Source organism: Streptomyces sp. LE64, from assembly GCF_052606915.1.
Genome location: NZ_CP199708.1, coordinates 2,022,601 through 2,036,539, shown reverse-complemented (window position 1 = coordinate 2,036,539; position 13,939 = coordinate 2,022,601). Strand labels below are relative to the sequence as shown.

10 protein-coding genes and 1 tRNA gene are annotated in these 13,939 nt (G+C 75.5%); 8 read left to right on the top strand and 3 right to left on the bottom strand.

Annotation, left to right across the window (positions count from 1 at the left end; all coding sequences use genetic code 11):
• Window positions 1-126 precede the first annotated feature (126 nt).
• The 4 genes from ACSMX9_RS09075 (at window position 127) to ACSMX9_RS09060 (ending at window position 5,900) form a co-directional block, all read left to right on the top strand.
• Window positions 127-1,020 carry an FAD binding domain-containing protein gene (locus tag ACSMX9_RS09075; protein WP_445401466.1) on the top strand — a complete coding sequence of 298 codons (894 nt, stop codon included), beginning with the start codon at window positions 127-129 and terminating at the stop codon, window positions 1,018-1,020.
• A complete protein-coding gene (locus ACSMX9_RS09070) occupies window positions 1,017-2,600 on the top strand; it encodes a 2Fe-2S iron-sulfur cluster-binding protein (protein ID WP_445401464.1) in 1,584 nt (527 codons plus the stop codon). Before ACSMX9_RS09075 ends, ACSMX9_RS09070 begins: the two co-directional genes overlap by 4 nt.
• On the top strand, window positions 2,597-4,927 hold the full coding sequence (locus ACSMX9_RS09065; RefSeq protein WP_445401462.1) for a xanthine dehydrogenase family protein molybdopterin-binding subunit: 2,331 nt from the start codon (window positions 2,597-2,599) through the stop codon (window positions 4,925-4,927). Before ACSMX9_RS09070 ends, ACSMX9_RS09065 begins: the two co-directional genes overlap by 4 nt.
• 112 nt (window positions 4,928-5,039) lie before the next feature.
• On the top strand, window positions 5,040-5,900 hold the full coding sequence (locus tag ACSMX9_RS09060) for an SUKH-4 family immunity protein (RefSeq protein WP_445401460.1): 861 nt from the start codon (window positions 5,040-5,042) through the stop codon (window positions 5,898-5,900).
• A gap of 88 nt (window positions 5,901-5,988) precedes the next feature.
• Here the strand turns inward: ACSMX9_RS09060 and ACSMX9_RS09055 are convergent.
• Window positions 5,989-6,060: transfer RNA gene (locus ACSMX9_RS09055), tRNA-Cys, on the bottom strand.
• Window positions 6,061-6,326: 266 nt separating this feature from the next.
• On the opposite strand from ACSMX9_RS09055, the gene ACSMX9_RS09050 reads away from it, so the two are divergent.
• Window positions 6,327-7,517 carry an alpha/beta hydrolase family protein gene (locus tag ACSMX9_RS09050; protein WP_445401458.1) on the top strand — a complete coding sequence of 397 codons (1,191 nt, stop codon included), beginning with the start codon at window positions 6,327-6,329 and terminating at the stop codon, window positions 7,515-7,517.
• 50 nt (window positions 7,518-7,567) lie between these two features.
• On the opposite strand, the gene ACSMX9_RS09045 is transcribed toward ACSMX9_RS09050, so the two are convergent.
• Together ACSMX9_RS09045 and ACSMX9_RS09040 are read right to left on the bottom strand one after the other, a co-directional pair.
• Window positions 7,568-8,500, bottom strand: a complete 933-nt coding sequence (locus tag ACSMX9_RS09045; RefSeq protein WP_445401457.1) for an N-acetyltransferase — start codon at window positions 8,498-8,500, stop codon at window positions 7,568-7,570.
• A gap of 128 nt (window positions 8,501-8,628) precedes the next feature.
• Window positions 8,629-9,015, bottom strand: a complete 387-nt coding sequence (locus ACSMX9_RS09040; RefSeq protein ID WP_445401455.1) for a VOC family protein — start codon at window positions 9,013-9,015, stop codon at window positions 8,629-8,631.
• 320 nt (window positions 9,016-9,335) lie between these two features.
• Between ACSMX9_RS09040 and ACSMX9_RS09035 the strand changes: the two genes are divergently transcribed.
• From ACSMX9_RS09035 to ACSMX9_RS09025, 3 genes are all read left to right on the top strand, one after another.
• Window positions 9,336-10,931, top strand: coding sequence for an MFS transporter (locus tag ACSMX9_RS09035; protein ID WP_445401453.1), 1,596 nt, complete (start codon window positions 9,336-9,338; stop codon window positions 10,929-10,931).
• 182 nt (window positions 10,932-11,113) lie between these two features.
• Complete coding sequence (locus ACSMX9_RS09030; RefSeq protein ID WP_445401451.1) at window positions 11,114-12,904, top strand: DEAD/DEAH box helicase; 1,791 nt, start codon at window positions 11,114-11,116, stop codon at window positions 12,902-12,904.
• 388 nt (window positions 12,905-13,292) lie between these two features.
• The gene (locus ACSMX9_RS09025) at window positions 13,293-13,934 is read left to right on the top strand and encodes an IclR family transcriptional regulator (protein WP_351249342.1); all 642 of its coding nucleotides are present in this window, start codon (window positions 13,293-13,295) and stop codon (window positions 13,932-13,934) included.
• Window positions 13,935-13,939: the final 5 nt, after the last annotated feature.

Sequence of the window (13,939 nt, the reverse complement as noted above, 5' to 3'; positions counted from 1 at the left end):
ACCTCCTAGCGGACCCCCGCGTCGAGCACCGGTGAAGATGTGCCAGAGTTGCCACGTCCGGCCCGTGAGCACGTACCGTACGGGCCACAGGACGACCAGGCGGGACAGCGGGAAGGGGCAGCCGGTTTGACCACGCACGCACCGCAGACGACGCGATCCGTGATGCTGCCGGGCTCACTCGACGAGGCGGTCGCGGCACTCGCCGCACACCCCGCCGCCGTACCCGTGGCCGGCGGAACGGACCTGATGGCCGCGGTCAACTCCGGCCAGCTGCGGCCCGCCGCGCTCGTCGGCCTCGGCCGCATCAGCGAGATCCGCGGCTGGCAGTACCAGGACGGCCACGCCCTGCTCGGCGCGGGACTCACCCACGCCCGCATGGGCCGGCCCGACTTCGCCGCGCTGATCCCGGCGCTCGCCGCCGCCGCGCGCGCCGCCGGCCCGCCCCAGATCCGCAACGCCGGCACCCTCGGCGGCAACATCGCCTCCGGCGCCCCCACCGGCGACGCCCTCCCGGTGCTCGCCGCGCTCGAAGCCACCGTGATCCTCGCCGGCCCCGACGGCTCCCGCCGCGAGATCCCCGTCTCGCACCTGCTCACCGGCATGGACGGGCTCGGCGGCGGCGAACTCATCGGCTACGTCCGGGTGCCCCTGTTGCACGCCCCCCAGGTCTTCCTGAAGGCCACCGGCCGCACCGGCCCCGGCCGCGCCACCGCCTCCGTCGCCCTGGTCCTGGACCCGGCCCGACGCGGGGTGCGCTGCGCGGTGGGCGCCGTCGCCCCGATGCCGCTGCGCCCCCTGGAGGCGGAGCAGTGGGTCGCCTCCCTCATCGACTGGGACGGCAGCCGCACCCTGGTGCCCGAGGCGCTCCGGGCGTTCGGCGAGTACGTCGCCGCCGCCTGCGTCCCGGACGCACCACCCGCCGAGGACGGCACGCCCCAGCCGCTGCCGCCCGCCGTACTGCACCTGCGGCGCACCGTCGCCGTGCTGGCCCGTCGAGCACTGGGAAGGGCGCTGTCGTGACCGACGCACACCGCGGCACGGGCGGCTGGGAGCCGATCCCGCACGGAGACCACGACCCGGAGGCCGGTGCCGACGCCACCGCCTTCGTCCAACTCCCCGAGGGCGTCTTCGACCGGCTGCCCGGCTCCCCGCTGGCGGCGCCCGGCCACGGCTACGTCCCGCCGCACATCGCGGCCGGCCCGGCCGACGCCTGGGCCCCGCAGAGCTCCGGCGCGCCGCCCCACGCCCCGGACTGGCCCACCCCCGCGCAGGGCACCGAGACCGCCCACACCACCGGCACCGCGCACGCCCCGGCGGGCGCCGCCGCACCCCGGCCCCGCACCGGCGGCTACGACACCGGCGACACCGCGCAGTGGACCTTCCCGGACGCCCTGCCGACCCGCTCCGAGCCGGCCACGCCCGGCCAGGACCCGGCCCCGAGCACCACCGGCCAGTGGTCCATCCCGCTGGCCGAGAGCGAGCTGCCGGAGGAGTCCGGCGAGTTCACCACCTCCGTGCTGGCCTCGCAGTGGAGCGCCGCCCCGCCCGCCACCCTGCCCGGCGGCGCCTCCGCGCCCTGGGCCACCGCCCCGGCCCCCGACTGGCACGGCACCCCCGCCGACGCCACCCCCGTCCACGGCACGCCGGTCCACGAGGCGACCCCCGCGCACGGCACCGACACCGCCCCGACGCACCGCCCGCCCGCCGCCCCCGAGCCGCCGGCCCCGCAGCCCGCGGCCGTCGAGGAGCCGCCCCCGGCCGGACCCGTCGCCCCCGAGCCGCCGGTCGCCGCGGACCCCGCCCCCGAACCGCCCGCCGACCGGCCCGAGCCGGAGGTGGAACCCGCCGCGGACGCGGAACCCTCCGCGCAGTCCCCGGCCGACCCGCTGGCGGACGCCCCGGAGGAGCCGACCGCCGAAGCACCCGAGGACCTCCCCGCGGAGGAACCGGCGGCCGAGGAACCCGAGGGCGCCCCGGCCCCCGGGGCCCGCCACGACGAACACCCGCTGATCTCCTACGTGCTGCGCGTCAACGGCGTCGACCGGCCCGTCACCGAGGCGTGGATCGGCGAATCGCTGCTCTACGTCCTGCGCGAACGCCTCGGCCTCGCCGGCGCCAAGGACGGCTGCTCCCAGGGCGAGTGCGGCGCCTGCAACATCCAGGTGGACGGCCGGCTCGTCGCCTCCTGCCTGGTGCCCGCCGCCACCACCGCGGGCAGCGAGATCCGCACCGTCGAGGGCCTCGCCGCGGACGGCCACCCCTCGGACGTCCAACGGGCCCTGGCCCGCTGCGGCGCCGTGCAGTGCGGATTCTGCGTCCCCGGCATGGCGATGACCGTCCACGACCTGCTGGAGGGCAACCCCGCCCCCTCCGACCAGGAGGCCCGCCAGGCGCTGTGCGGCAACCTGTGCCGCTGCTCCGGCTACCGCGGCGTCCTCGAAGCCGTCCAGGAGGTGGTCGCCGAACGCCGGGCGCACGCCGCCGCGTCCGAGCCCGAACCACCCGGGGAACCCCGCATCCCGCACCAGGCGGGCCCCGGCGCGGGCGGCGTCCACCCCACCGCGCAGGAGCCCTACGGCCAGGACGGAGGCGCGGCGTGAGCAACGACACGACCACGACGACCGTGATCACCGCCGCCACCGCCCACCCCGCGCCCGTCTCCGAACCGCTGCCGCACGGCATCGGCGCCTCGGTGCCCTCCCCGCACGCCCGCGCCAAGACCGAGGGCACCTTCCCGTACGCGGCCGACCTGTGGGCCGAGGGACTGCTGTGGGCCGCCGTGCTGCGCTCCCCGCACCCGCACGCCCGCATCCTCTCCGTCGACACCTCCCACGCCCGGGCGATGCCCGGCGTCCGGGCCGTCATCACCCACCAGGACGTGCCCGGCAGCCCGGTGTTCGGCCGCCGCGGCCGGGGCGACCGCCCCGTGTTCGCCTCCGAGGTGGTGCGCCACCACGGCGAACCCATCGCCGCCGTCGCCGCCGACCACCCGGACACCGCGCGGCTGGCCGCCGCCGCCGTCCTCGTCGAGTACGAGGTGCTGGAGCCGGTCGTCGACCCGGAGCAGGCGTTCTCCGCCGAGGCCCTGCACCCGGACGGCAACCTCATCCGGCACATCCCGCTGGCCCACGGCGACCCCGGGGCCACCGGCCCCGTCATCGTCGAGGGCGTCTACCGGATCGGCCGTCAGGACCCGGCCCCCATCGGCGCCGAGGCCGGGCTCGCGGTGCCCCGCCCGGACGGCGGCGTCGAACTGTACGTCGCCTCCACCGACCCGCACCGCGACCGCGACCTCGCCGCGGCCTGCTACGGACTCGCCCCGGACCGGGTCAAGGTCGTCGTCACCGGAGTGCCAGGCGCCACCGCCGACCGCGACGACCCCGGCTTCCACCTGCCGCTCGGGCTGCTCGCCCTGAAGACCGGCTGCCCCGTCAAACTGACCGCCACCCGCGAGGAGTCCTTCCTCGGCCACGCCCACCGCCACCCCACCCTGCTGCGCTACCGCCACCACGCCGACGCCGAGGGCCGCCTCGTCAAGGTCGAGGCCCAGGTGCTGCTGGACGCCGGCGCCTACGCCGACACCTCGGCGGAGGCGCTCGCCGCCGCGGTGGCCTTCGCCTGCGGCCCGTACGTGGTGCCCAACGCCTTCGTCGAGGGGTGGGCGGTCCGCACCAACAACCCGCCCTCCGGACACGTCCGCGGGGAGGGCGCGCTCCAGGTGTGCGCGGCCTACGAGGCCCAGATGGACAAACTGGCCCGGGCGCTCGGCGCCGACCCGGCCGAGGTGCGGATGCGCAACGTCCTCGCCACCGGCGACGCCCTGCCCACCGGGCAGACCGTCACCTGCCCCGCGCCCGTCGCGGAACTCCTCACCGCCGTCCGCGAGTTCCCGCTGCCCCCGCTGCCCAAGGACACCCCCGAGGACGAGTGGCTGCTGCCCGGCGGCCCCGAGGGCGCCGGCGAGCCCTCCGCGATCCGCCGCGGCGTCGGCTACGGCCTCGGCATGGTCCACATGCTCGGGGCGGAGGGCACCGACGAGGTCTCCACCGCGACCGTCAAGGTCCACGACGGCGTCGCCACCGTCATCTGCGCCGCCGTCGAGACCGGGCAGGGCTTCAGCACCCTCGCCCAACAGATCGTCCAGGAGACGCTGGGCGTCGACGAGGTGCACATCGCCCCCGTCGACACCGACCAGCCCTCCGCCGGCGCGGCCTGCCGGGGCCGTCACACCTGGGTCTCCGGCGGCGCGGTGGAACGCGCGGCCAAGATGGTCCGCACCCAACTCCTCCAGCCGCTGGCCCACAAGTTCGGCATGTCCACCGAACTGCTCCAGATCGCCGACGGGAAGATCACCTCCTACGACGGGGTGCTGTCCACCACCGTCAGCGAGGCGCTCGACGGCAAGGAGCTCTGGGCCACCGCCCAGTGCCGCCCCCACCCCACCGAGCCCCTCGACGAGGCCGGCCAGGGCGACGCCTTCGTGGGGCTCGCGTTCTGCGCCGTCCGCGCGGTGGTCGACGTCGACATCGAACTCGGCTCCGTCCGGGTGGTGGAACTCGCCGTCGCCCAGGACGTCGGCCGGATCCTCAACCCCGCACAGCTCAGGGCCCGCATCGAAGCCGGGGTCACCCAGGGCGTGGGCGCCGCCCTCACCGAGAACCTCCGCACCCCGCGCGGCCTGGTCCGCCACCCCGACCTCACCGGGTACGCCCTGCCCACCGCCCTCGACGCCCCCAGCATCCGGATCGTCAAACTCGTCGAGGAACGGGACGTGGTCGCGCCCTTCGGGGCCAAGGCCGTCAGCGCGGTGCCCGTGGTCACCAGCCCCGCCGCCATCGCCTCCGCGGTGCGGGCGGCCACCGGCCGGCCGGTGGCCCGGCTGCCCATCCGCCCGCAGGCCGCCGTGGTGACCTCCCCGACCGCCTGACCCGGTCCCTGTCAGTGGGGTCCCGTACCGTCGCAGGCGTTCGGGGCCACGGCGCACCACGACCGGCCGCGGCCCGTCGACCGTTCGCCGACACGCCACGGGGGCCCGCCGCATGGACACGACCGAGACGCCCGCAGCACCCGGGTGCGATCCCGGGGCGCTCCTCCGCTTCGAACGGGCGCTGAGCCGGGCCGCGGAGCCGATGCCCTGGACCACCGGCGCCCCGTCCCCCGACGCCGGCTACGGACTCCCCGCCGCGACCGAGGCCGCCCGCGGGCTCCTCGACCTCCTCCGGGCCGAACTCCACGGCGCCCCCGTCCCGCCCCGCTGGCAGGTCGCCGCCCTGGTGCGGCCCTTGGCCCGGGTGCCGGCCCCCGGACTCCACCTGCACCTCGAACTGCCGGGCCGGCTGCTGACGGAGGAGTTCGGCGCCGCCCGGATCAGTCGCTGCGAGGACGTCGACCTCCCCGCCGCGCTCCGCCACGAACCCACCCGCCGCTTCCTCCAGGACGTCGGACTCCCCGAGGCCCAGGGCGACTTCGTCGCCGCACGGCTCCCCCTGCGCACCCTCGCCGACCACCATGCCCGCCCCCACCCGGCCACCGGCGGACCCGAGGACCTCCCCCCGCGCGCCGCCCGCCTGGTGCCGGTCGGCCGTCTGGTGCCCGACACCGACGTGGTGGTCGACGGCACCACCGGCGAGGTCCTCGCCCGGCACTGGCCCGACCCCCAGCCCCGCCCCCTCAACACCGACGTGTCGACGCTGGCGTTCACCCTCTGGCTCCGTCACCACGTCGACGCCGCCGCCCGCTCCCACGCCCTCACCGCCCCGTCCGTCCGCCCCCTCCTCGCGGACGCGGTCCGTGCCGTTCTGGAGGCCACCGACCCGCTGCTGGCCCGGCACCGGGGGAGCGGGTGGGACACCCGTGCGCCCGTACGCTGCCGCCGCGTTCGGGCCGGGCGGTCCTCGTAGGGCGGGAGGGCGGGACGGGACCCGACGGACGGATGGGCGGCACCCGCTCTGGGTGCCGCCCATCCGTCGTGCCCGTTCGGGGCGGGAGAGGCCGTGGCGGGAATCGAACCCACGTAACTCGCTTTGCAGGCGAGTCCCTGAACCACTCGGGCACACGGCCGTGTGCTGGTGACGTCCTCACCGTAGGCGGGCGGGGCGGGCGGGCTCAAGGAGGGCCGGGGGCCTGTCACACGACCGCAACGAGCCGTTCACGAACGGGCCCGCGGGTCGATCCGGGACCTGGCCGTCGGGCGAACGGGCCTACGCGGTGCGGTACTTCAGGGCGATGCGGTCCGGGTTCCCCTCGGCCCAGGGGGTGAGGCCGGTCCCGGACGGGGACGACCGCAGGGTGATGCGGACGGCGGGCGGCCGCCCTACCGTGTGGCCATGACCCGAATGAGCCGGGCGGCCGTCGTGGCCGCCCTCGCGATGTCGCTCGCCGTGCCCGCAGGTCTGGCCGGCACGGCGGTCGCCCAGCCCGCGTCCGCCTCCGGTTCGACGGCGCCGGCCGTCCCCACCACCGCACCCCGACTCCCCGAGCCCACCGGCAAGCACGGGGTGGGGAGTTCGGTGCTCCACCTCGTGGACCGTTCCCGCACCGATCCGTGGGTGCCCACGGCGGACGGGCGGGAGTTGCTGGTCACGATGCACTACCCCACGGCGCGCTCGGCCAAGGGCGCCCCGGCCCGGTACGCCACGGTCGAGGAGGCGAAGGCCATGGTCGACGGGTTCGCGCCCGGCGTCCCGGCCGGGCAGGTGAGCCGGATGCGCACCCACGGAAAGGTCAACGCCCCCATATCGAAGGGGCGTTACCCGCTGGTGGTGCTGTCGCCGGGCTTCAGCGGTTCCCGGTTCACCCAGACCAACCTGGCGGAGGACCTGGCGAGTCGGGGTTTCGTGGTGGCGTCCGTGGACCACGCCTACGAGTCCTTCGGCACCTCGATGCCGGACGGCCGCTTCCTGACCTGCGTCGCCTGCACGGCGCTGGACCGTGACGGGGTCCCGCCGAGCGTGGTCACCCGGACCCGGGCGAAGGACGTGTCCTTCCTCCTCGACCGGCTGACCGGTGCCGAGCCGGCCTGGCGCCACTCCGGGTCGATCGACCGGAAGCGGATCGGCATGGTCGGCCACTCCATCGGCGGTGCGGCGGCGGCCTCCGCGATGGTGGCCGACCGGCGGGTGCGCGCCGGGGTCAACATGGACGGCGCCTTCTGGGAGGCGCTGCCGCCGCAGGGCGTCGACGGGCGGCCGTTCCTGCTCCTGGGGACCGACGACGAGGTGCACCGTCCCGGCGGGGCGGACCGGACCTGGGACGAGACCTGGCCGGGGTTGAACGGCTGGAAGCGCTGGCTGACGGTGGCCGGGACCAATCACCTGAGCTTCTCCGACGTGCCGGTGCTGAACGAGCACTACGCGCTGCCGGGGCGGGAGCCGATGACCGCGGCCCGGACCACCGGGATCACCCGGACCTATGTCGCGGCCTTCCTCGACCGGCACCTGAGCGGGAGGCCCCGCCCGGTGCTGGCCGGGCCGACCGCGGGGAACCCGGAGGTGAAGTTCCACCACCTGAACCGGTGACCGGGTGACGGCAGGGGGCCCCGTGACCGCGGGGCCCCCTGCGTGCGGACTCAGCCGGGTCGGTGCTCCCAGCCCCGTGCCGTACGGGTCAGCTCCTGGAAGCCCACGGCGCCCAGCAGGGCCAGGTCCTCCTCCTCGTCGGGCGTGGCGCAGGCCGTCACCCGCTCGATTCCGCACAGCTCCAGCCAGGCGCGGGCCCGTCCGAGGAGCCACGGGAACAACTCGGGGTGGGCGTCCGGTGCGAGGGTGAAGTCGACGAGGTCGGCGGTGCCGCCGGTGCGGGCGTGGCGTTCGGGGCGGTCGAGGGAGGTGTCGAGTTCGACGTGCGCCAGCTCCTCGGTGCCGACCCGGGCGGTGAGCCGGGTGCCGAACGGGCCGAGGGTCCGGTGGACGGTGAGCCCGGGGACGGGCACCGCCGACCGGGGCGCGGGGAGGTCGACGAGACGGGCGAGCAGCAGGATCTCGGTGTGACCGGTGTGGACGAAGCCCGCGCGTTCCAGCGCCGCCCGGACGTGCGGCCAGGGGGCCGGGACGCCGTAGACGCCGGGGGAGGGGAGCTGTCCGTCCGCGTGACGGGCCCGGACCTGCCAGCGGTCGAGTTGGGCGAGGCACGCGGAGAGCAGCAGGTCGGCGGCGGCTGTGCCCTCGTCCGGGGTGTCCTCGTCGGGGTCGGCGGGCAGGTGGAGGGACCACTGGACGTGGCCGGTGCCGCGGTAGTCGTCACCGGTGTCGAGGTCGTCGCGGTAGCGCAGCAGGTGGGCGGCGGCGACGATGCGGTGGCGGTGTTCGACGACGAGGGTGGTCCGCTCGGCGACCCAGGGGTCGAGGACGAACTCGTCGGGCTGGCGTTCCAGGCTGCTGAGTACCGTGTTGACCGAGACTCCGGCCCCGGGGACGACCGCGGCGACATGGGCGTTGACCAGGTCGGTGAGCTGGTCGCGGTCCTCGCGGTGGAAGGTGCGCACGTTCAGGGGTGCGGGCATGACGATGCCTCCGTGGAGTGGAAACGGGGGAGGCCGCCATGAGGTGCGGTACGGGCCCACCCTAACACCCGGGCGCCGGCCGGTACCGGTGCGCCCCGGCCGGGCCCTGCGTCGTCGACCGGGCAGGGTCAGCGCTGGTGGAGGAGTTGGATCAGGTTGCCGCAGGTGTCGTCCAGCACGGCGGTGGTGACCGGGCCGGCGTCCAACGGCTCCTGGGTGAAGCGCACCCCGAGCCCGCGCAGCCGGGCGAACTCTTCGCCGACATCGGCCACTGAGAAGGACGCGGCCGGGATGCCGTCCTGGACCAGGGCCGTCTTGTAGGGCCGCACGGCGGGGTGCCCGTCCGGTTCCAGCAGGAGTTCCGTGCCCTCCGGGTCCTCGGGGGAGACCACCGTCAGCCAGCGGTCCTCGCCGAGGGGGACGTCGTGCTTCACCACGAAGCCCAGGACCTCCGTGTAGAAGCGCCGGGCCTTCTCCTGGTCGTCGACGAAGACGCTGGTCAGATGGATCCTCATGGTGCTCTCCGGTGCCTCTCGTCGGGTCGTCTCCGCTGCTGCCTGCCTGCCTGCCTGCCCGCCGGCCGGTGGGGCCGGGGCCGCGGCCGGGCGTGCGGGGTCCCGGGCGGCGCGGGGCGCGGGTCCCGGCCATCCTCCGTCGGGCCCCCGCCGCCGGCAAGCGGTGGCCCGGGACCGTTCCTCGGGCCCGGCCCGCGGGGACGGCGACCACCGTCGTCCCCGCGGGTGCCCGTGCGGGGGGACGTACGACCAACGGCGGAGGCGCTTTCCGCGCACCGGCAATGGCCAGGTGCCGGGTGCGCCTCTTACCTTTGGTGGTCATGAGCCCCTTCGACCCCGGCGAGCCCGATCCCGTCCCCGTCATCACCGAATCCGCCGGTCAACCGGCCCACCCGAAGGGTTCGGCGTCCAGCGCGGTGCGTGCCCCGGCCCCCGCGGCCGGTGCCGCGCCCGCCGAGGCCGCCGAGGGCGGGGTGCTGGGGCCCGCGTACCGGTCCCTGAGCATCGGCATCGTGTCGGTCGTCCTGCTGATCGCGTTCGAAGCGACGGCAGTGGGCACCGCCATGCCGGTGGCGGCCCGGGAACTGGACGGGGTCGCGCTCTACGCCTTCGCCTTCTCCGGCTACTTCACCACCAGCCTGTTCGGGATGGTGCTGGCCGGGCAGTGGGCGGACCGGCAGGGGCCGCTGAAACCGCTCGCCCTCGGCATCCTCGCCTTCGGGGTGGGGCTCGTCCTGTCCGGCACCGCCGGGCTGATGTGGCTGTTCATCCTGGGGCGGGCCGTGCAGGGGCTCGGCGGCGGGCTGGTGATCGTCGCGCTGTACGTGGTGGTGAGCCGGGCGTACCCGGAGCGGCTGCGGCCGGCGATCATGGCGGCGTTCGCGGCGAGTTGGGTGGTGCCCTCGGTGGTCGGCCCGCTGGCCTCCGGCACGGTGACCGAGCACCTGGGCTGGCGCTGGGTGTTCCTGGGCGTCCCGGCCCTGGTGCTGGTGCCGCTGGCGCTGGCGCTGCCGCAGATACGCCGTCGGGCCTCGGGCCCGCCGCCCGCCGACCTCCCCGAGGGCGGCCCGGGGACCACGGCCGAACCGCGCGGCCGGCGCATCCGCCTGGCGCTGATGATCTCGGCCGGTGCCGGGCTGTTGCAGTACGCCGCCCAGGACCTGCGCTGGCTCTCGCTGCTCCCGGCGGCGCTGGGCGGTGCGCTGCTCGTCCCGGCGGTGCTGGGGCTGTTGCCGCGCGGAACCTACCGGGCCGCCCGCGGGCTGCCCTCGGTGGTGCTGCTGCGCGGGATGGCCGCCGGCTCGTTCATCGCGGCGGAGTCCTTCGTCCCGTTGATGCTGGTGACCCAGCGCGGGCTGTCGCCGACCCTGGCCGGGCTCTCCCTGGCGGCGGGCGGTGCGACCTGGGCGCTCGGCAGCTTCATCCAGTCGCGGGCCCGGGTGGCCCCGTACCGGCACCGGTTGATGGCGTGGGGGATGGTGCTGGTGGCCGCGGCGATCGCGACCGCGCCCACGGTGCTCCTCGCGGCGGTGCCGGTCTGGATCGTGGCGGTCGCCTGGGGCTTCGGCTGCCTCGGCATGGGGTTGGTGATCTCGGCCACCAGCGTGCTGCTGCTGGAACTGTCCGCGCCGCAGGAGGCCGGCAGCAACTCGGCGGCGCTCCAGATCTCGGACGGGCTCTCCAACGTGCTGTTGCTCGCGGTGGGCGGGGCGGCCTTCGCGGCGATGGGCGGCGGCGCGGTGGGGGCCGCGCACGGCGCTGCCACCACCGGGGGCGCCGGCGCGCACACCGGCGCGTTCGTGGTGGTGTTCCTGCCGATGGCGGTGGTGGCCGTGCTCGGGGTCTGGGTCGCCACCCGGGTGCGGCGCCCGGGGCCGGCCGCGCCTCCGGCGGGCGCCCCCGCACCGGGCCGCTGACCCCGGGAAACGTGGTGCGCGGGGGCGGTCGGGCCGGTGTGTGAGGCGGGTCTCACCCCCTGCGGACCGGGCCCCTTCGCGCCCGGAACGGGGGTCGGCCACCGGTAGGGTGGCCCGGTTGTCATACCCGTGCGGGCAGCTCGACCGGCCCGCCGGAACCGGACCACGTCGAACCGGAGACCGTGACTACCACCGCCACCTCTTCGCACCACCTGTCGCCCGCCTACCCGGGCCGAGCCCCGTGGGGAACCGCCAGCAAGCTGCGCGCCTGGCAGCAAGGCGCGATGGACAGGTACCTCCAGGAACAGCCGCGCGACTTCCTCGCCGTCGCCACCCCGGGAGCCGGGAAGACCACCTTCGCGCTCACCCTCGCCTCCTGGCTGCTCCACCACCACGTGGTGCAGCAGGTGACCGTGGTCGCCCCGACCGAGCACCTGAAGAAGCAGTGGGCCGAGGCCGCCGCCCGGATAGGGATCAAGCTCGACCCCGAGTACAGCGCGGGCCCCCTGGGCCGCACGTACCAGGGCGTGGCCGTGACCTACGCGGGTGTGGGGGTGCGGCCGATGCTGCACCGCAACCGGGTCGAGCAGCGCAAGACGCTGGTCATCCTCGACGAGATCCACCACGCGGGCGACTCCAAGTCCTGGGGCGAGGCGTGCCTGGAGGCGTTCGAGCCGGCCACCCGGCGCCTGGCGCTCACCGGCACCCCGTTCCGCTCGGACACCAACCCGATCCCGTTCGTCACCTACGAGGAGGGCAACGACGGCATCCGCCGCTCCTCCGCCGACTACACGTACGGATACGGCAGCGCGCTCGGGGACGGGGTGGTGCGCCCGGTCATCTTCCTCTCGTACAGCGGCAACATGCGGTGGCGGACCAAGGCCGGCGACGAGATCGCGGCCCGGCTCGGCGAGCCGATGACCAAGGACGCGATCTCCCAGGCGTGGCGGACCGCGCTCGACCCGCGCGGCGACTGGATGCCGAACGTGCTGCGCGCCGCCGACCGCCGGCTGACCGAGGTCCGCAAGGGCATCCCCGACGCGGGCGGCCTGGTGATCGCCTCCGACCAGGACTCGGCCCGCTCCTACGCCAAGCTGATCCGGGAGATCACCGGCGACAAGGCCACCCTGGTGCTCTCCGACGACTCGGGCGCCTCGGACCGCATCGACGAGTTCAGCCACAACGACGACCGTTGGATGGTCGCGGTGCGCATGGTGTCGGAGGGGGTCGACGTGCCGCGGCTGGCCGTCGGCGTCTACGCCACCACCATCTCCACGCCGCTGTTCTTCGCGCAGGCCGTGGGCCGTTTCGTGCGCTCCCGCCGGCGCGGCGAGACCGCTTCGGTGTTCCTGCCCACCGTGCCCGACCTGCTCGGCTTCGCCAACGAGATGGAGGTGGAGCGGGACCACGTCCTCGACAAGCCGAAGAAGGAGGGCGAGGAGGACCCGTACGCCGAGTCCGAGAAGGAACTGGAGGAGGCGAACCGGGAGCAGGACGAGGACACCGGCGAGCAGGACGCGCTGCCCTTCGAGGCGCTGGAGTCGGACGCCGTGTTCGACCGGGTCCTCTACGACGGCGCCGAGTTCGGCATGCAGGCGCACCCCGGCAGCGAGGAGGAGCAGGACTACCTGGGCATCCCGGGGCTCCTCGAACCCGACCAGGTGCAACTGCTGCTCCAGAAGCGGCAGGCCCGGCAGATCGCCCACTCGCGCCGCAAGCCCGACGAGGAGGCCGACCTGCTGGAACTGCCGGCCGAGCGGCGGCCGGTGGTCTCCCACAAGGAACTGCTGGAACTGCGCAAGCAGCTCAACACCCTGGTCGGCGCCTACGTGCACCAGAGCGGCAAGCCGCACGGGGTGATCCACACCGAGCTGCGCCGGGTCTGCGGCGGCCCGCCCAGCGCGGAGGCCACGGCGGGCCAGCTCCGTCAGCGCATCGACAAGGTGCGGGAGTGGGCCACCCGGATGCGTTGAGGCGCTTCTTCTGCCCAGGGCGCGGGGTCGGTCCGGAGCTTCGAAGGCTCCGGACCGACCCCGCGCCGGCGTACGCCCCCCCAACGAGGTCCGGAAATGACAGAACTCAGGAGCAAAATGCCATTAAACGGACGCTACTCGTCAGTTGGAGACCGGATTCTGGACGGAGCCTTCCGCTGAGCGAACCGGGTCGCTAGGGTCCCCGCAACGCACACGCCCCGTGGCAGCGCCGCCGCGGAGCGCAGCCGGTGTGCCGGTGGGCCACGCCCGTGGGCCCCGGGCCGCCTTGGCTGCCGGCAACCTCCGCGGGCGCACCGCCCCGGGACGGGCGGGTCCGACCGTCCGCGGAGGACGCCACGGACCCCTCATCACCGAAGGAGTGGGCGTCGTGACCGCGGAGACTTCTCAGACGCTCGACCGAGGACTGCGCGTCCTCAAGCTGCTCGCCGACACCGACCACGGCCTCACCGTGACGGAACTGTCCACCAAGCTCGGGGTGAACCGCACCGTCGTGTACCGGTTGCTCGCCACCCTGGAGCAGCACGCCCTGGTCCGCCGGGACCTCGGCGGCCGGGCCCGGGTCGGGCTCGGCGTGCTGCGCCTGGGCCGACAGGTGCACCCCCTGGTCCGGGAGGCGGCGCTGCCCGCGCTGCGCGCGCTCGCCGAGGACATAGGCGCCACCGCCCACCTCACCCTGGTGGACGGAGCCGAGGCCCTCGCCGTCGCGGTGGTCGAACCCACCTGGACCGACTACCACGTCGCGTACCGCACCGGGTTCCGCCACCCCCTGGACCGGGGCGCCGCGGGAAGGGCCATCCTCGCCGCCCGACAGGGCGTGCGCGACCAGCCCGGCTACACCCTCACCCACGGCGAACTCGAAGCCGGCGCCAGCGGCGCGGCGGCGCCCCTGCTCGGGGTGACCGGGGTGGAGGGCAGCGTCGGGGTGGTCATGCTCTCCGACTCGGTGCCGGAGCGGGTGGGGCTGCGGGTGGTGGACGCGGCCCGCGAGGTCGCCGACGCCCTGCGCTGACCGTC

Coding starts and splice junctions, on each gene's coding strand:
- ACSMX9_RS09060 (WP_445401460.1), top strand. CDS start 5,040: ATGGACACGACCGAGACGCCCGCAGCACCCGGGTGCGATCCCGGGGCG.
- ACSMX9_RS09050 (WP_445401458.1), top strand. CDS start 6,327: ATGACCCGAATGAGCCGGGCGGCCGTCGTGGCCGCCCTCGCGATGTCG.
- ACSMX9_RS09040 (WP_445401455.1), bottom strand. CDS start 9,015: ATGAGGATCCATCTGACCAGCGTCTTCGTCGACGACCAGGAGAAGGCC.
- ACSMX9_RS09045 (WP_445401457.1), bottom strand. CDS start 8,500: ATGCCCGCACCCCTGAACGTGCGCACCTTCCACCGCGAGGACCGCGAC.
- ACSMX9_RS09035 (WP_445401453.1), top strand. CDS start 9,336: ATGAGCCCCTTCGACCCCGGCGAGCCCGATCCCGTCCCCGTCATCACC.